A 17,219-nucleotide genomic window follows, 5' to 3' on the forward strand; every position below is an offset into this window, starting at 1 on the left:
AGTGTAACAGGCTGATCCCAGGGTGAGCTTCACTGTCGCTCGCGGGCGATGGCGCGGTAGCCGATGTCGCTGCGGTAGAAACAGCCATTCCAGGAGACTTCCTGGGCCAGGGCATAGGCATTCTGCTGGGCGGCGGATACCGTTTCGCCCAGCGCCGTGGCGCAAAGTACCCGACCGCCGGCCGTTACCACCTGACCATCGCGCAGCGCGGTACCGGCCTGGAACACCTTGCCCGGCAGGGTCGCGGCAGCATCGAGACCGGCGATGACATCACCCTTGGCGTAATCACCCGGGTACCCGCCCGCGGCGAGGACAATGCCCAGGCTCGGACGCGGATCCCAGCAGGCCTCGATCTTGTCGAGGGCCTCGGCCAGGGCGGCCTCCACCAGCAGCACCAGGCTGGACTGCAGGCGCAGCATCACCGGCTGGGTCTCGGGATCACCGAAACGGCAGTTGAATTCGATGACCTTGGGTGCACCGCTCTGATCGATCATCAGGCCGGCATAGAGGAAGCCGGTATAGACGTTGCCTTCACTGGCCATGCCGGCCACGGTGGGCTCGATGATCTCGCGCATGACCCGGGCGTGGACCTCGGGGGTGACGACCGGCGCGGGGGAGTAGGCGCCCATGCCGCCGGTATTGGGGCCGCTGTCGCCGTCGCCGACGCGCTTGTGGTCCTGGCTGGTGGCCATGGGCAGCACATTCTTGCCGTCGACCATGACGATGAAGCTGGCTTCCTCGCCGTCGAGGAACTCTTCGATCACCACCCGCGCACCGGCATCGCCGAAGGCATTGCCGGAAAGCATGTCCCGCACGGCTTCCTCGGCTTCGGCCAGGGTCATGGCGACGATCACGCCCTTGCCGGCAGCCAGGCCGTCGGCCTTGATCACGATGGGCGCACCCTGCTCGCGCAGATAGGCCAGGGCCGGCTCCACCTCGGTGAAGTTGGCATAGGCGGCGGTGGGGATCTGGTGCCGGGCCAGGAAGTCCTTGGTGAAGGCCTTGGAGCCTTCCAGCTGGGCAGCGCCGGCGGTGGGGCCGAAGCAGGGCAGGCCGCGGCTGCGGAACAGGTCGACCACCCCGGCCACCAGCGGCGCCTCGGGGCCGACGATGGTCAGCTCGACATGGGCGGCGGCGAAGTCGGCCAGTTGCTCCAGGGCCAGGACGTCGAGGGCGACGTTCTCGCACTTGGCCTCGGTGGCGGTGCCGGCGTTGCCAGGGGCGACGTAGACCTTGGTGACCCGCGTGTCCTGGGCGACTTTCCAGGCCAGGGCGTGTTCGCGGCCACCGCTACCGATGATGAGTACGTTCATGAAGCTTTCCTCTGGGCGGACCGCACGCAGCCGTCCACCCTTGACAGTGGGATCGACGGCCAGGGCGCAGGGCCCGGCCGTGGCGGACCTTAGTGGCGGAAGTGGCGCATGCCGGTGAAGACCATGGCGATGCCCGCTTCGTCCGCGGCGGCGATGACTTCGGCGTCGCGCATGGAGCCGCCCGGCTGGATCACCGCGGTGATGCCATTGGCCGCAGCGTTATCGATGCCGTCACGGAAGGGGAAGAAGGCGTCCGAGGCCATGACCGCACCCGCCACCGCCAAGCCGGCGTGCTCGGCCTTGATGGCGGCGATGCGCGCCGAGTTGACGCGGCTCATCTGGCCGGCGCCGATACCGACGGTCTGCTGGTCCTTGGCGTAGACGATGGCATTGGATTTGACGAACTTGGCCACCTTCCAGGCGAAGATCAGGTCCTGCAGTTCCTGCTCGCTGGGCGCGCGCTGGGTCACCACCTTGAGGTCGTCGGCGGTGATCATGGCGATGTCGCGGCTCTGCACCAGCAGACCACCATTGACGCGCTTGAGGTCCAGGCCGGGCTTGCGCTCGGCGGGCCACTCGCCGCACTCCAGCAGGCGGACGTTGGCCTTGGCCGCCACCACGTCGCGGGCTTCGGCGCTGACGCGCGGTGCGATGATCACCTCGACGAACTGGCGCTCGACGATGGCACGGGCGGTGTCGGCGTCCAGCTCGCGGTTGAAGGCGATGATGCCGCCAAAGGCCGACTCGCTGTCGGTGGCATAGGCCAGTTCATAGGCCTGGCGCAGGTCACCGGCCACGGCCACGCCGCAGGGGTTGGCGTGCTTGACGATGACGCAGGCCGGCTGGTCGTAGCTCTTCACGGTTTCCAGGGCAGCATCGGTGTCGGCGACATTGTTGAAGGACAGTTCCTTGCCCTGCAGCTGGGTGGCGGTCGCCACGCAGGCTTCGCTGGCGTGCTCGACATAGAAGGCCGCCTGCTGGTGCGGGTTCTCGCCGTATCTCATGTCCTGCGCCTTGATGAACTGGGCGCTGAAGGTGCGCGGGAAGGCGGCACGGCCTTCGGTGGACAGGGTCTCGGCCTGCTGGTCGATGCTGCCCAGGTAGTTGGCGATCATGCCGTCGTAGGCGGCGGTGTGTTCGAAGGCCTTGAGCGCGAGGTCGAAGCGCTGGGCGTAGGTCAGGCCGCCGGCCTTGAGGTCGTCGAGGATCGCCGCGTAGTCGCTGGCGTTGACCACGATGGCGACGTCCTTGTGGTTCTTGGCCGCGCTGCGGACCATGGTCGGACCGCCGATGTCGATGTTCTCGATGGCATCGGCCAGGCTGCAGCCGGGTTTGGCCACGGTGGCGGCGAAGGGATAGAGGTTGACCGCGACCAGGTCGATCGGGCGAATACCGTGTTCGCTCATGACCTCGTGGTCGACGCCGCGACGACCGAGGATGCCGCCGTGGATCTTCGGGTGCAGGGTCTTGACGCGGCCGTCCATCATTTCCGGGAAGCCGGTGTAGTCGGCGACTTCCAGCGCCGGGATGCCCTCGTCGCGCAAGAGCTTGTAGGTACCGCCGGTGGACAGGATTTCCACACCGATGGCCGCGAGTTCACGGGCGAAGTCGACGACGCCCGTCTTGTCGGACACGCTGATCAGCGCACGGCGGACGGGGAGGCGAGAGGTCTGGTCGGTCATGGTCATGTCCATCAGGAGGAGAAAGACCGCCGGTCAAGCCCTCTGGGCCGCCGGCGAGGAGGCGGATCAGAGCAGGTCGTACTGCTTGAGCTTCTTGCGCAGGGTGCCGCGATTGAGCCCGAGCATCTCCGACGCCTTGGTCTGGTTGCCCTTGACGTAATTCATCACGCTTTCGAGCAGGGGTGCTTCCACTTCGCAGAGCACCATGTTGTAGACGTCGGTCACCGGCTGCCCATCGAGATGGGCGAAGTAGCTGCGCAGCGCCTTTTCCACGCTGTCGCGCAGCGTCTGGCCCTCTTGCAGGGGGGCGGTCAGGTGCTGCTTGAGGTCGCCGTTGTCACTCACGGGCGCTGTTCCAGTCAAAGTCTCGGTCATCGAATTCATGCCACCTGCTTCCCTATCGGGGGCTGCGCGAAAAACGCGCGAATGCTGGCGTGCTGGGCTTGAGTGTCTTGTAGTCGGTTGAACTGGGCGCGCGATTCCGCTGCGCCCGGACGGTCGGCCAGGTACCAGCCGACGTGCTTGCGGGCGATGCGCACGCCCATTTCCGGGCCATAGAAGGCATGCAGGGCGTCCAGATGCTCCAGCAGGATGGCTTCCACCTCGGCATCGCTGGGCGCTGCCAGGTGTTCACCTGTCGCCAGGTAATGGGCGATCTCGCGAAAGATCCAGGGCCGGCCCTGGGCCGCGCGGCCGATCAGCAGGCCGTCGCAGCGGGTATGCTCGAGCACCGCCCGAGCCTTTTCCGGGCTGTCGATGTCGCCGTTGGCGAACACCGGGATGCCTACCGCCTGCTTGATGGCCGCGATGGTGTCGTACTCGGCGGCGCCGAGGAACCTATCGTCCCGGGTGCGGCCATGTACGGCCAGTGCCTGGATGCCGGCCGCCTCGGCCAGCTGCGCGATGCGCAGGCCGTTGCGATTCTCGGGATCCCAGCCGGTGCGGATCTTCAGGGTCACGGGTACATCCACCGCGGCCACCACGGCGGCGAGGATTTCGGCCACCAGGGCCTCGTCCTTCATCAGCGCGGAGCCGGCGGCCTTGTTGCAGACCTTTTTCGCCGGGCAGCCCATGTTGATGTCGATGATCTGGGCGCCCAGCTCGACATTGCGCTGCGCCGCCTCGGCCAGCATCGCCGGGTCGCCGCCGGCGATCTGCACCGAACGTGGCTCCTGCTCGCTGGCATGGATCAGGCGCAGCCGCGACTTGCGGCTGTCATAGAGACGCACGTCACTGGTCACCATTTCCGACACGGCCATGCCGGCGCCGAGCGCGAGGCACAGGCGGCGGAAGGGCAGGTCGGTGACCCCGGCCATGGGCGCGAGAATCAGCGAGTTGGGCAAGGTATAAGGGCCGATGCGTACCATCGACATATCTTTTTCCCTGGCGAATAGGCGCCTGTTCCGCCTGCGCCGGAAACCGGCCGCGGACAGGGGCTGCTGTGCTTGAAAAGGGTTGGGAATGATACCCGCTCGACGCCTCCGGATAAAGCGCGAGTTGGCTAGTTTATGAGCAATTCACCCCGGGCCTACTCTGGCGAGAAGAAGCTCAGACTATAGTTCACCGCCCGCGGACCAGGGTCGAGAATGTCCAGGGCGATGTGGATCGGCGTCTGCGGCGGCATCTCGTCCTGGCCCTTGAGTTCGCCGTTCAGGTACTCGCCCGGCTTGAAACGACGGCTCGCGAGCAGCTGGCCGTTGAGGTCGGCGAAGCGCAATTCGAGCAGCGGGAACGGCTGGGAGAAGGGCGCGCGGTTGTAGAGGATGGCATCAACGCGCAGGGCGCCGGAAAACTGCGGATGGCTGCGTACCACCAGGTTGCTGCTGCGGATCTGCTGGACATCGACCTTGGACGGCACCTTGCAGCCCAGGCCGGCGCAGGCCTGGACGAACAGCGGTCGATAGCTGTCCTGCCGCGCCAGTTCGTCGAAGTGGTAGTAGACATACTGACCAGCCAGCCCGAGCAGTGCCAGCAGGCAGAGCAGCGCCCACAGCAGGCGCCGGCCCCAGTGGGGGCGTTCCTGGCGACTGTCCAGCTGAAGCGGCTCGTCGTGCAGGTCGACCAGGGGGTCGTCCTGCCACTCCGGCTCGCTGCGAAGAGCGGTCGCCGACTTGGCCGGCAACGTCTCGTCTTCGGTATCGCGGTCGGCGCTGAGCGGCTCGGGCGTGGGCTCCTGCCAATCGTCCAGGCGGCCCAGGCCGGGCTCGGCCCGCTCGTCCTCGTCAGCCTCGACGGCGCCGAGTGCCGGCTCCTGGCGTTCGCGAGCGGGTGCGGTCAGGGGAGCGGGCGGCGGTGCCGGCGCGGGTTTCAGCGGCGCCGCCAGGGCCGCGGCAGGCCGTGGGCTGATGACGGGCTCAACGGGTTCGGGCTCCGGGGCCAGCTCTGGTTCTGGTTCTGGCTCGAAGGTCGATGCGGGCACCGACTCGGGTTCCGCGTCGAGCGAGAGATCGGATTCGGCCTGCAGCCTCAAGGGTTCCGGCTCCGGGTCGCGTGCAGTGGACAGCGCGCCGATCGACGGCAGTTCGAAGGCGTCCTCGTCTTCCTGGGAGCGACGAGCGGCCAGCCCTTGTGCCGGTGCGGGCTCTTCCCGCGGGGCTATCACGGCCGGTGGTGCTGCCGGCGCGACGGGCGTGCGGCGCTGCTCTTCCAGGGCGCTCAGGCGAGCGACCTCGGCATCCAGCTCCAGGTGGCTCAGGTCCAGTTCGTCGTGCGGCCAGGCAGCTTCGCTCGACGTCGGCGTGGGCTCGGCCATCGGGGCGGGTGCCACCGGAGCGGCTTCCGGCGCCGTCAGCGGCGCGGCCTGGTTGCTGGCATTGAACACTTCCAGGCAGACGCCACAGCGTACGTCGCCGTCCGCGGCGGCCAGGTGTTCCTGGGTGACGCGGAAGCGGGTATGGCAATGCGGGCACTGGGCGACGAGGGATTCGGTCATGGCGAGGCGACAGCCAGGGAATTTAAGCGCGCTAGTGTACCCGAAGGCCCTGGCGAAAGAAGGGCCTCTACCGGGCTGCCGGTTGAGCGGACCGCTAGAGGCGCAGGCGGTCAGCGGCGACGGGTGCCGCTGATGCGGACCCAGCCATCCAGGGTGGCGGTAGGTTCCAGGTCGAAGCAGCCGGCGTAGGCGGCACGCACGTCCTCGGCTTGCTCGGCGAGGATGCCGGAGAGGGCCAGGCGGCCACCGATGCGGGTCAGGCGGGTGATCTGCTCGGCCAGGCCGACCAATGGGCCGGCGAGGATGTTGGCCACCACCACGTCGGCCTGCTCGCCTGGCAGGTCGGCGGGGAGATAAAGAGGAAAACGCGCCGGGTCGATGCCATTGCGGTTGGCATTCTCCCGCGAGGCTTCCAGGGCCTGGACATCAATGTCGGTGCCCACCGCGCGCTCGGCGCCCAGCAGCAGGGCGGCAATGGCGAGGATGCCCGAGCCGCAGCCGAAATCCAGCACCTGGCGCCCCTCGACCGGCTCGCCGTCCAGCCATTGCAGGCACAGCGAGGTGGTGGGGTGGGTGCCGGTGCCGAAGGCCAGGCCCGGGTCGAGCAGCAGGTTGACCGCCGCCGGCTCCGGCGCCTCGTGCCAGCTGGGCACGATCCACAGCCGCTGGCCGAAGCGCATGGGCTGGAAGTTGTCCATCCAGCTGCGCTCCCATTCCTGGTCTTCCAGGCGCTCCACCTCGTAGACGAGGCCGTTGGCCAGGAGCTGCACGCGCTGTTCCAGCGCCTCGGCGTCGGTATCGCCTTCGAACAGCGCCAGCAGATGGGTCTGGGACCACAGCGGGGTGGTGCCGAGGTCCGGCTCGAAGATCGGCTGGTCCTCGGCGTCCATGAAGGTCACCGAGACGGCACCCAGTTCGAGCATGAGGTCTTCGTAGGTCTCCGCCTGGGCGGGGGTGAGGGCGAGGCGGACTTGCAGCCAGGACATGGTGGGCTACCTGAATCGGGTCAAAGCGGGGAGGGTAAATGAAAACGGGCTGCCCGAGGGCAGCCCGTTCGCTGAATCAAAGGTCGTCATGCGCTCAGTGGCGCATGCCGAGCTTCTTCTCCAGATAGTGGATGTTCACCGCGCCCTGGCCGAAGGCCTGGTCGCGGGTCAGCATCCGGTGCAGATCGGCGTTGGTCTTGATGCCGTCGACGATCAGCTCGTCCAAGGCGTTGCGCATCCGGGCCATGGCCTCTTCGCGCGTCTTGCCCCAGGTGATCAGCTTGGCGATCAGCGAATCGTAGTTCGGCGGAACCTTGTAGCCGCTGTACAGGTGCGAATCCACCCGTACGCCGTTGCCGCCCGGCGCATGGAAATGCTTGACCAGGCCCGGGGAGGGCATGAAGGTCTTGGGGTCTTCGGCGTTGATCCGGCACTCGATGGCGTGGCCGGTGATCTTGATGTCTTCCTGCTTGATCGACAGCGGGTTGCCAGCGGCGATGCTGAGCATCTCCTTGACGATGTCGACACCAGTGATCATCTCGGTCACCGGATGCTCCACCTGTACGCGGGTGTTCATCTCGATGAAGTAGAAGCGACCGTCTTCGTAGAGGAACTCGAAGGTACCCGCGCCACGGTAGCCGATGTCGATGCAGGCCTTGACGCAGCGCGCCAAGACTTCCTCACGGGCCTTTTCGTCGATCTGGGGCGCAGGCGCCTCTTCGATCACCTTCTGGTGACGACGCTGCAGCGAGCAGTCGCGATCGTAGAGGTGCACGGCGTTGCCCTGGCCGTCGGAGAGGACCTGGACTTCCACGTGACGCGGATTGCCGAGGAACTTCTCCATGTAGACCATGGAGTTGCCAAAGGCGGCGCCGGCTTCGGTCTGGGTCAGCTTGATCGACTTGATCAGCTCGGCCTCGTCCTCGACCACGCGCATGCCGCGACCACCACCGCCACCGGCGGCCTTGATGATCACCGGATAGCCGACTTCGCGGCCGATGCGCAGGCACTCGGCCTCGTCATCCGGCAGGGCGCCGTCGGAGCCCGGTACGGTGGGCACGCCGGCCTGCTTCATGGCGTTCTTGGCGGATACCTTGTCGCCCATCAGGCGAATCACGTCGGCGGTGGGGCCGACGAAGGCGAAACCGGACTGCTCCACCTGCTCGGCGAAGTCGGCGTTTTCGGCGAGAAAGCCGTAGCCGGGGTGGATGGCGGTGGCGCCGGTGACTTCCGCAGCACTGATGATGGCCGGGATGTTCAGGTAGGACAGGGGCGAGGGGGCCGGGCCGATGCACACCGATTCGTCGGCGAGGGACAGATGCATCAGTTCGCGGTCGGCGGTGGAGTGAACCGCCACCGTCTTGATGCCCAGCTCCTTGCAGGCACGCACCACGCGCAGGGCGATTTCCCCGCGGTTGGCGATCAGGACTTTTTCCAGCATCGTGGGCTCCACGGGCTTAGACAATGGTGAACAACGGCTGGTCGAATTCGACGGGCTGACCGTTCTCGACCAGCACCTGGCCGATGGTACCGCTGGCTTCGGCTTCGATGTGGTTCATCATCTTCATGGCTTCGACGATGCACAGGATGTCGCCTTTCTTCACCTGCTGGCCGACTTCGACGAAGGCCGGGGTGGTGGGCGAGGACGCGCGGTAGAAGGTGCCGACCATGGGCGAGCGAGCCACGTTACCGGTCAGTTGCGGAGCGGCGGCTTCGGTAGCCGGCGCAGCAGCGGCCGGAGCGGCAGCCGGAGCCGGCGCGGCGACCGGCGCGGGGGCGGCGGCGTAGACGGTCTGCATGCCCTGGTTGCGGCCGGTGTTGCGGCTGATGCGGACGGACTCTTCGCCTTCGCGGATTTCCAGCTCGTCGATACCGGACTCTTCCAGCAACTCGATCAGTTTCTTGACTTTACGGATGTCCATTGGCGTTGGCTCTCCCCTCGGGTTCAGGTGATGTTCTGGATATTGGGTCGCGCTCAGCCGCGGGCGGCGAGCTGTTCGCAGGCGGCTTCCAGCGCCAGGCGATAGCCACTGGCGCCGAGTCCGCAGATGACACCGACCGCCACATCGGAAAAATAGGAGTGGTGGCGGAAGGCTTCGCGCTTGTGCACGTTCGACAGGTGCACTTCGATGAATGGGATGCTCACCGCGAGCAAGGCGTCACGTAGGGCGACGCTGGTATGGGTGAAGGCGGCTGGATTGATCAGGATGAAATCCACCCCTTCGTCGCGCGCGGCGTGGATACGCTCGATCAGCAGGTGCTCGGCGTTGCTTTGCAGGTGGTCCAGGCGATGCCCTGCCGCGCTGGCGCGGGCTTCGAGATCGGCGTTGATCTGCGCCAGGGTGGTAGCCCCGTAGACGCCCGGCTCGCGGGTTCCCAGCAGATTCAGGTTGGGCCCGTGCAGTACCAGCAGATGCGCCATAGCCACTTGCCTCGCGATTTCGCAACCAGATTGGCCGCGGACTATGCCGCAACCTGAGGTGACTGTCCAGTCGCTAGACGTTTGCCGGAAATGCCAGCACGTTGGGCGAAATTCTTTTAATCGCTGGCGACAAGCCTTTTCACCTCGCCCAGTCGGGCAAGAAAGCCCGTGGCGTCGATTTCGCCGACGATGCGACCCTTTGCCTGTTCCTGGCCGTTGGCAGCATAGAACAGGATCGCGGGTGGGCCGAACAGGCCTCGCTGTTGCAGCCACTGCCGCTGTTCCCGGGTGCTTTGCGTCATATCGAAGCGGATCAGCTCGAAGTCCCTGAGTTGCGCCTGGACCTCGGGGTTGCCGAATACCTCGCGCTCGATGACCTTGCAGCTGATGCACCAGTCGGCGTAGACGTCCACCAGCACTGGGCGGCCTTGGCCGACGCTGGCAGCCAGGGCCGCCGGATCGCTCAGGCTACGCAGGCCATCCTCGCGTGCGACCACCGCCGGCCGGGCGGACTCGCCCAGGGGGCGCAGCGGATCGCTGGCACCACGCAGGGCCCCGATACCCGCCGCCACGCCGTATACCACCAGTGCCAGGCCGGCCAGTTGCAGCAGGCGTTGGCGAGGGGGCTTGGGTACGAATTCCAGCGCACCAAGAAACAGCCCGCCCCCGGCGGCCAGCAGGCCCCAGGCCGCCAGCGCCAGCGGCCCGGGCAGCAGCCGTTCGAGCAGCCATAGCGCCACGGCCAGCAGGAGCACTCCGAAGGCATTGCGCATGCCTACCAGCCAGCCCCCGCTACGCGGCAACAGGGCCCCACCGCCGGCAGCGATCAGAATCAGCGGGGTGCCCATGCCCAGGCCCAGGGCGAAGAGGGCCAGTCCGCCGCCGAGCCAGTCGGCGGTGCTGCTGATATAGAGCAGCAGTCCCGCCAGGGGCGCCGAGACGCAGGGCGAGACGATCAGGCTGGACAGCACGCCGAGGGTAGCCGCGCCGCCGAGGGAGCCGCCCCGGGTACCACTGGCCAGGTGCTCCAGGCGATCGCGCAGGACCGCCGGCAGGCGCAGCTCGAAAAGGCCGAACATGGCTAGGGCGAACAGCAGGAACAACAGGGCGAAGGGGACCAGCACCCAGGCCGACTGCAGTTGCGCCTGCAGGTTGAGGCTGGCGCCGAAGACTCCCATGAGCGCGCCCAGGGCGGCGAAACTCAGCGCCATGGGTATCACATAGGCCAGCGCCAGCAACAGGCCACGACCCGGGCGCGCCTTGCCGGCCAGGACCACGGCCGAGACGATGGGCAGCATTGGCAGTACGCAGGGGGTGAAGGTCAGGCCGAGGCCAGCCAGGAAGGCCAGCAGGATTCTTTTCCACCACCCCTGGTCGAGAACGGAGGCCTCACCCGCTGGGCTCGCGGCGGGCGAGGCCACGGGGCCGGTAATCTCGAGAGTGCGGGTTTCCGGTGGATAGCAAAGACCGCGATCGGCGCAGCCCTGGTAGGTGACCCTTATCCGACCGCCTCGGTTGGGCGCCAGGGGCAGGGGGATGTCGACGCCCGCGTGATAGACCTGGACGTCGCCGAACCATTCGTCGTGCTTGGGCTCACCGGGCGGTAGGACCACCGGCGCGGTCAGCAGGCCGGGGTCGGCGTCGAAGGCGAAGCGCTGGCGATAGAGGTAGTAGCCCTCGGCGATGGTGAAGCGCACCACGCTACGACCGTTGGCGTCGCGCCGCTGCTCCAGGCGAAAGGCCTGATCCACCGGCAGGAATTGCTGGCTGGGGCGCTGGCCGCCGAGGCCCAGGTCCGCCGCCGGTCGTGGCGCGTCGAACAGGCCGGCGGTGGCGGGCAGGGTCAGCAGCAGGGTGAGCAGGAACAGCAGGGCACGCATGGTCATCTCGATGATCGGCAGCGGCCGATCATAGCAGAGGCATCCGGCCCGCCAGACTAGCTCTGGCCGTACTGGCGCACGCAGTTGCGTCCGGCATGCTTGGCGGCGTAGAGGGCTTCGTCCGCCTGCTTGGCCAGCAGCGACATCTCCTGATCGGGCTGCAGCTGCGCCACGCCAGCGCTGAAGGTGCAGCTGAGTTCCTTGGGCGGCGCCGGGTAGTGGATCTCGGCGAAGCGCTGGCGGATCTCGTCGATCAGGCGGGTGGCGGTGGCCAGGTCGGTGTCGGGCAGGACGATGGCGAATTCCTCGCCGCCATAACGGCCGATGTGGTCGGACTTGCGCAGCCGCTGCTTGAGAAACAGCGCCAGACTCTTGATCACTCTATCGCCCATGGGGTGACCATAGTGGTCGTTGACCTGCTTGAAATGGTCGATGTCCAGCATGGCGAAGGTGATCGGCCGCTGGCTGCGCCGGGCGCGGAAGCAGGCGTCCTCCAGCAGCTGCAGGGTGTGGGTGTGGTTGTACAGGCCGGTAAGGCTGTCCTGGACGATGCGTGCCTGCAGGCTGCGCGCCCTGGCGGCGCGGGTGCGCACCGTGGCGATCAGGTGGCGCGGCTTGATCGGCTTGGTGAGGAAGTCGTCGCCCCCTTCGCTCATGGCGTCCAGCTGCTTGTCGAGGTCGTCCTCGGCCGACAGGTAGATGATGGGCACGCTGACGTAGCGCTCGTGCTGGCGGATGACCTTGGCCAGTTCGGTGCCGGTGCACTCGGGCATGTACATGTCGAGGATGATCAGGTCGGGTACGAATTCGGCCAGGTGCGCCATCACCGCGCCGGGCTGCATCAGGGTGCGGGTGACGATGCCGGCGCTGTTGAGCGCCATCTCCGTGGCCATGGCCTGGGCGCGGGAGTCGTCCACCACCAGGGCGCGGATCGGATCGTAGTAGACGGTGCGGGTGAGGGTCTCGATCTTTTCCAGCAGGCGCGCCGAGTCCAAGGTGCCGGTGTAGAACTCCTGGCCGCCGGCGCGCACCGCCGCCAGGCGAAAGGGGGTGTCGGCCTCCTGGTGGCTGTAGAACAGCACCGGCAGCTTGCGCTCGAGACCGTTCTGGGCCTCCAGGGCCAACCGGATGCCGACGCCCGGGCCACCGAAGTCCACGTCCATGACGATGACTGCCGGGTGGCGGCTGTCCATCATCGACCGGAAGTCGTCGGCGTTGTGGATGATCTGGATGGTGACGCCGAAGTATTCCATCTGCGGCGCCAGGCGCTCGGCGCGTTCGGTATCGAGCAGGGCGATGTAGATCGGCTTGCGCAGCGGTGGCAGGTTGGTGGTTTCGAGCTGATCGCCCTGGCGCAGGCCTGTGCGCGACAGGCTCTGCATGGCCTGGCTGAGTTCGGTGATGGCCTGGCTGTTGAGACGCCCGCGATTGGCGGCGACCTGGGCCAGGGTCCCGCCAATGGTCTCGGCGAGATCGGCATGCCCCTGCTGTTCGAAGCGCTTCGCGTATTGCAGGAGGCGGGCATTGGCGTCGCTCAGCTCGGCGAGGCTGCCACTCGTCCATTCGTCCCGTTGCAACCGCTGCCAGATCTCCAGCACCTGGCGCGACTGATGGATGACCCGCTGGGCGAAGTGCAGCTTGAGGCGGTCCCGGTTCGGATCATCTGGTTCGCTCACGAATTGTTCCGTCATTCTTGAGGTGGTGGCCCTATGCTACCAATTGAAACTTGGCAGGGTAGAGGCGATACCCTGGTTAGCGGCGGCTATGCCGCTTGCACGGACACTGTCTGTCGCTTCTGGAGTAGCGTCTGTCGCCTGTTACCCTAGTCTCGGAAGCGGCTGCGCACGCGCATCGTGTCCGCCTTGCCAGCGAGAGCCGCGCAACCGGCGCCGGCGGCAGGGGTCCAAGCGCCAACACCTTTGAAATCATTGCAAGGAATTGCCCATGCGGGAGTGGAACTTGAGATCGGGATGGCTCCGGCTGGTGGCAGTGCTGGTAGCGCTCTACCTGCTGGTCACCCTGGCGATAGGCTGGTACTGGAGTCGCGAGCCGGACTTCTTCCCGGTTCAGCAGCATGCCCAAGAGGCGGCTGCGGCCAGCGGTCGCAAACTGGTGCTCGGCTACACCACGGTCGAGACGCTCAAGCAGGTCGCCGGAACCCTGTTGGACAAGCCGGGCGGCTATCTCTCCAACGACATCTTCCCGCCCGGCCTGTGGCTGGATGACATGCCGTCCTGGGAATACGGCGTACTGGTGCAGACCCGCGACCTGGCCCGCGCCCTGCGCAAGGACTTCGCCCGCTCCCAGTCGCAGTCCACCGAAGACGTCGACCTGGCTCAGGCCGAGCCGCGCTTCAATTTCGACAACCACAGCTGGGCCATGCCCTCGTCGGAATCGGAATACCGCGCCGGCATCGCCTCCCTGGACCGCTACCTGGCGCGCCTGGGCGGCCAGAACACCCAGGGCCAGCAGGCTGCCTACTTCTATTCGCGCTCGGACAACCTGCGCAACTGGCTGGGTGACGTCGAGACCCGTCTGGGCTCGCTGTCCCAGCGGCTTTCCGCCAGCGTCGGTCGCGTACGCCTCGACGCCGAAGTGCGGCCGAACCAGGACATCCCCGCCGGCCAGGTGCCGGAGGTGCACGAACAGCGCGTCGAGACGCCTTGGCTGCAGATCGACAACGTCTTCTACGAGGCCCGCGGTCAGGCCTGGGCGCTGTCGCACATCCTGCGCGCCATCGAAGTGGACTTCGCCGATACCCTGGCCAAGAAGAACGCCACGGTGAACGTGCGCGAGATCATTCGTGAGCTGGAAGCGGCGCAGCAACCGGTCTGGAGTCCGATGATCCTCAACGGCAGCGGCTTCGGCATCCTGGCCAACCACTCGCTGGTGATCGCCAACTACATCTCCCGTGCCAACGCCGCCATCATCGACCTGCGCCAGCTGCTGGAACAGGGCTGATGACGATAGGGGCGCGCGAGGCGGCGCATCGTGCCGCCTCCGACCAGGAGATGGTGCTCTGGGTCGATCGCGACGATCGGATCCAGGGCCAGTTGCCGCGCGCCGAGTTGCGCGCACGCGGCTTGATCGGGCGCTGCACCTTCATCCTGCTGTTCAACGTCGCTGGTGAGCTGTGCGTGCACCGGCGGACCCTGAGCAAGGCGCTCTATCCGGGCTACTGGGACGTCGCCGCTGGCGGCATGGTGGCGCCGGGCGAGAGCTATGCGGAGTCGGCGGCGCGGGAGCTGGCCGAGGAGCTGGGCGTCAGCGGTATAGCGCTGCGCGAGCACGGCACCTTCTACTTTGAAGAGCCGGGCAATCGACTCTGGGGTGGAGTGTTCAGCACCTGCTGGAAGGGTCTGCTGCGCTTGCAGCCGGAAGAGGTGCTGGAAGCGCGCTTTCTCCTGCCTGCGATGATTCTCGACGAGGCACGGCGCCTGCCGTACTGTCCTGATTCCCTCGAAGCCCTGCGGCTGGTCCTCAGCCAAACGGATGTCGCATCCCTGCCTTAATTTCTCGCATTCGCGCCTTAGCATCCGGGGGCGATACTGCTACATTGCGCGGCCCCGGAATAGCGCGGCCCGTACTGGCTGGCGCTGCATCCAAGGTTTCCTCCAGGCGCCTGGCGCCTGAACCCGAACTGGGAGGACCACCCCTTGAGCAAGAAAGCCTCGTCCCTGTCGGACCTCAGCCGCCTGGTGTATTCCACCGACGTCGGCCGCATCCGTCCGGAAGAACCCCAGGCGCCGGTACCGGCCGGTGACGGCATCGCCCGGGTCCGGCGTGAAACCAAGGGGCGTGGCGGCAAGACGGTCACCACGGTCAGTGGCGTACCCCTGGGCGAGGAAGAGCTCAAGGACCTGGCCAGTGCGCTCAAGCGCCGCTGTGGGACGGGTGGGGCGCTCAAGGATGGCGTCATCGAGATCCAGGGTGACCATGTCGACCTGCTGCTCGGCGAACTCGAAAAGCGCGGCTTCAAGACCAAGCGCTCCGGCGGCTAGGCCAGGCCTTCCAGCCTCCGCGTACAACTTACCGCCCCTGGCGGCGGTCCATCCAAAGCAAGATTCCCTACAGGAGATTCCCGCGAATGTCCCCACGACGCACGCGCAAAGATGACGGCAGCCAGTGGACCGTGGCGGACAGCCGCAGCGTCTATGGTATTCGCCACTGGGGTGCCGGCTACTTCGCCATCAGCGATGCCGGCAACGTCGAGGTCCGGCCCCACGGCCCGGATGGCCAACCGATCGACCTGCACGTATTGGTCGGCCAGCTACGCGAAGCGGGGCTGTCGCTGCCGCTGCTGGTGCGTTTCCCCGACATTCTCCAGGGCCAGGTGCGTCACCTGACGGGCGCCTTCGATCGCAACATCGAGCGCCTCGACTACCAGGGCCGCTACACCGCCCTCTATCCGATCAAGGTCAACCAGCAGGAAGCGGTGGTGGAAAACATCATCGCCACCCGCGACGTCTCCATCGGCCTGGAAGCCGGCTCCAAGCCGGAGCTGATGGCGGTGCTGGCGCTGGCGCCCAAGGGCGGCACCATCGTCTGCAACGGCTACAAGGACCGCGAATTCATCCGTCTGGCGCTGATGGGGCAGAAGCTCGGTCATAGCGTCTTCATCGTCATCGAGAAGGAATCCGAGGTCCCGCTGGTGATCGAGGAGGCGGCCGAGCTCAAGGTCACGCCCCAGGTCGGCCTGCGGGTGCGACTGTCGTCCCTGGCGTCGAGCAAATGGGCCGATACCGGTGGCGAGAAGTCCAAGTTCGGCCTCTCCGCCGCCCAGCTGCTGTCGGTGATCGAGCGCTTCCGCGCCGCTGGCCTGGAGCAGGGTGTGCGCCTGCTGCACTTCCACATGGGATCGCAGATCGCCAACCTGGCCGACTATCGCCAGGGCTTCCGCGAGGCCATCCGCTATTACGCCGAGCTGCGCGCCCTGGGCCTGCCGCTGGATCACATCGACGTCGGCGGCGGCCTGGGCGTGGACTACGACGGCACCCATTCGCGCAACGCCAGCTCCATCAACTACGACATGGATGACTACGCCGGTACCGTGGTCGGCATGCTCAAGGAATTCTGCGACCAGCAGGAATTGCCGCATCCGAACATCTTCTCGGAAAGCGGCCGTGCCATGACCGCCCACCACGCCATGCTGGTGATGCAGGTCACCGACGTCGAGCGCCACAACGACAGCGTGCCGGCCAGCGAGCGCTTCGAAGGCAAGGCCGAGGTCGTGCAGTGGCTGGCCGAGCTGCTGGGCGATACCGATCCGGAAATGGTGACCGAGACCTACTGGCGCGCCACCCAGTACGTCAGCGAAGCCGCTGCCCAGTACGCCGCGGGCAGCCTCAGCCTGGGCGACAAGGCCCTGGCCGAACAGTGCTACTTCGCCATCTGCCGTCGCCTGTACAACCAGCTCAAGGCGCGTCAGCGTTCTCATCGCCAGGTGCTCGACGAGCTCAACGACAAGCTGGCCGACAAGTACATCTGCAACTTCTCGGTGTTCCAGAGCCTGCCGGACACCTGGGCCATCGACCAGATCCTGCCCATCGTGCCCCTGACCCGGCTCGACGAGGAGCCGGTGCGGCGCGCCGTGCTGCAGGACCTGACCTGTGACTCCGACGGCAAGATCAAGCAGTACGTGGACGAGCAGAGCATCGAGACCAGCCTGCCGGTGCACGAGGTGCGCGAGGGCGAGGACTACCTGCTGGCAGTGTTCCTGGTAGGTGCCTACCAGGAGATCCTCGGCGACATGCACAACCTGTTCGGCGACACCGACTCGGTGAACGTCTACCAGGACGCCGACGGCAGCGTGCGCCACGGTGGTATCGAGACCCACGACACCATCGAGGACATGCTCAGGTACGTGCACCTCTCGCCGGAAGAGCTGATGACCTACTACCGCGACAAGGTCGCCAGCGCCCGCCTCACCGCGCGCGAGCGCACCCAGTTCCTCGACGCCATGCGCCTGGGGTTGACCCGTTCCTCCTATCTCGCCAGCTGAGAA

At 66.6% G+C, this 17,219-nt stretch carries 15 protein-coding genes; 4 read left to right on the forward strand and 11 right to left on the reverse strand.

Annotated elements, in window-relative coordinates:
- Nucleotides 1–29: 29 nt before the first annotated feature.
- The 11 genes from purD to ACUCV0_RS14685 all read right to left on the reverse strand — a co-directional run bounded on the left by purD (nt 30) and on the right by ACUCV0_RS14685 (nt 12,891).
- Nucleotides 30–1,313 carry a phosphoribosylamine--glycine ligase gene (gene purD / locus ACUCV0_RS14635; protein WP_271653819.1) on the reverse strand — a complete coding sequence of 428 codons (1,284 nt, stop codon included), beginning with the start codon at nt 1,311–1,313 and terminating at the stop codon, nt 30–32.
- 89 nt (nt 1,314–1,402) lie between these two features.
- Entirely contained in the window at nt 1,403–2,995 is a 1,593-nt protein-coding gene (gene purH, locus ACUCV0_RS14640; RefSeq protein WP_434775714.1) for a bifunctional phosphoribosylaminoimidazolecarboxamide formyltransferase/IMP cyclohydrolase, read from the reverse strand.
- Nucleotides 2,996–3,061: 66 nt separating this feature from the next.
- Nucleotides 3,062–3,379: a DNA-binding transcriptional regulator Fis gene (gene fis, locus ACUCV0_RS14645; RefSeq protein ID WP_059313470.1), complete on the reverse strand. Its 318-nt coding sequence runs from the start codon at nt 3,377–3,379 to the stop codon at nt 3,062–3,064.
- Nucleotides 3,376–4,368 carry a tRNA dihydrouridine synthase DusB gene (dusB, locus tag ACUCV0_RS14650; RefSeq protein ID WP_271653822.1) on the reverse strand — a complete coding sequence of 331 codons (993 nt, stop codon included), beginning with the start codon at nt 4,366–4,368 and terminating at the stop codon, nt 3,376–3,378. The genes fis and dusB overlap by 4 nt, the downstream gene beginning before the upstream one ends.
- Nucleotides 4,369–4,523: 155 nt before the next feature.
- On the reverse strand, nt 4,524–5,927 hold the full coding sequence (locus ACUCV0_RS14655) for a DUF3426 domain-containing protein (protein WP_482213008.1): 1,404 nt from the start codon (nt 5,925–5,927) through the stop codon (nt 4,524–4,526).
- Between the two features lie 110 nt (nt 5,928–6,037).
- Nucleotides 6,038–6,913, reverse strand: a complete 876-nt coding sequence (gene prmA / locus ACUCV0_RS14660) for a 50S ribosomal protein L11 methyltransferase (RefSeq protein ID WP_313647485.1) — start codon at nt 6,911–6,913, stop codon at nt 6,038–6,040.
- Nucleotides 6,914–7,007: 94 nt separating this feature from the next.
- Nucleotides 7,008–8,354, reverse strand: coding sequence for an acetyl-CoA carboxylase biotin carboxylase subunit (gene accC, locus ACUCV0_RS14665; protein WP_059313474.1), 1,347 nt, complete (start codon nt 8,352–8,354; stop codon nt 7,008–7,010).
- A 16-nt stretch (nt 8,355–8,370) separates the two neighbouring features.
- Nucleotides 8,371–8,835: an acetyl-CoA carboxylase biotin carboxyl carrier protein gene (gene accB / locus ACUCV0_RS14670; RefSeq protein WP_187980397.1), complete on the reverse strand. Its 465-nt coding sequence runs from the start codon at nt 8,833–8,835 to the stop codon at nt 8,371–8,373.
- 53 nt (nt 8,836–8,888) lie between these two features.
- On the reverse strand, nt 8,889–9,335 hold the full coding sequence (gene aroQ / locus ACUCV0_RS14675; protein ID WP_059313476.1) for a type II 3-dehydroquinate dehydratase: 447 nt from the start codon (nt 9,333–9,335) through the stop codon (nt 8,889–8,891).
- A 116-nt stretch (nt 9,336–9,451) separates the two neighbouring features.
- Nucleotides 9,452–11,215 (reverse strand): protein-disulfide reductase DsbD, encoded by a 1,764-nt coding sequence (gene dsbD / locus ACUCV0_RS14680; RefSeq protein ID WP_482213009.1) that lies wholly within the window; start codon nt 11,213–11,215, stop codon nt 9,452–9,454.
- A gap of 56 nt (nt 11,216–11,271) precedes the next feature.
- Nucleotides 11,272–12,891, reverse strand: a complete 1,620-nt coding sequence (locus tag ACUCV0_RS14685) for a diguanylate cyclase (RefSeq protein ID WP_482213010.1) — start codon at nt 12,889–12,891, stop codon at nt 11,272–11,274.
- A gap of 268 nt (nt 12,892–13,159) precedes the next feature.
- On the opposite strand from ACUCV0_RS14685, the gene ACUCV0_RS14690 reads away from it, so the two are divergent.
- The 4 genes from ACUCV0_RS14690 to speA all read left to right on the forward strand — a co-directional run bounded on the left by ACUCV0_RS14690 (nt 13,160) and on the right by speA (nt 17,216).
- A complete protein-coding gene (locus tag ACUCV0_RS14690; protein WP_059313478.1) occupies nt 13,160–14,176 on the forward strand; it encodes a DUF2333 family protein in 1,017 nt (338 codons plus the stop codon).
- Nucleotides 14,176–14,727 carry an NUDIX hydrolase gene (locus tag ACUCV0_RS14695; RefSeq protein ID WP_482213011.1) on the forward strand — a complete coding sequence of 184 codons (552 nt, stop codon included), beginning with the start codon at nt 14,176–14,178 and terminating at the stop codon, nt 14,725–14,727. The genes ACUCV0_RS14690 and ACUCV0_RS14695 overlap by 1 nt, the downstream gene beginning before the upstream one ends.
- Nucleotides 14,728–14,871: 144 nt before the next feature.
- Complete coding sequence (locus ACUCV0_RS14700; protein WP_059313480.1) at nt 14,872–15,216, forward strand: translation initiation factor Sui1; 345 nt, start codon at nt 14,872–14,874, stop codon at nt 15,214–15,216.
- Nucleotides 15,217–15,302: 86 nt separating this feature from the next.
- A complete protein-coding gene (gene speA / locus ACUCV0_RS14705) occupies nt 15,303–17,216 on the forward strand; it encodes an arginine decarboxylase (RefSeq protein WP_059313481.1) in 1,914 nt (637 codons plus the stop codon).
- Nucleotides 17,217–17,219 lie beyond the last annotated feature (3 nt).

It is taken from the genome of Pseudomonas sp. VMV1 (assembly GCF_056790235.1).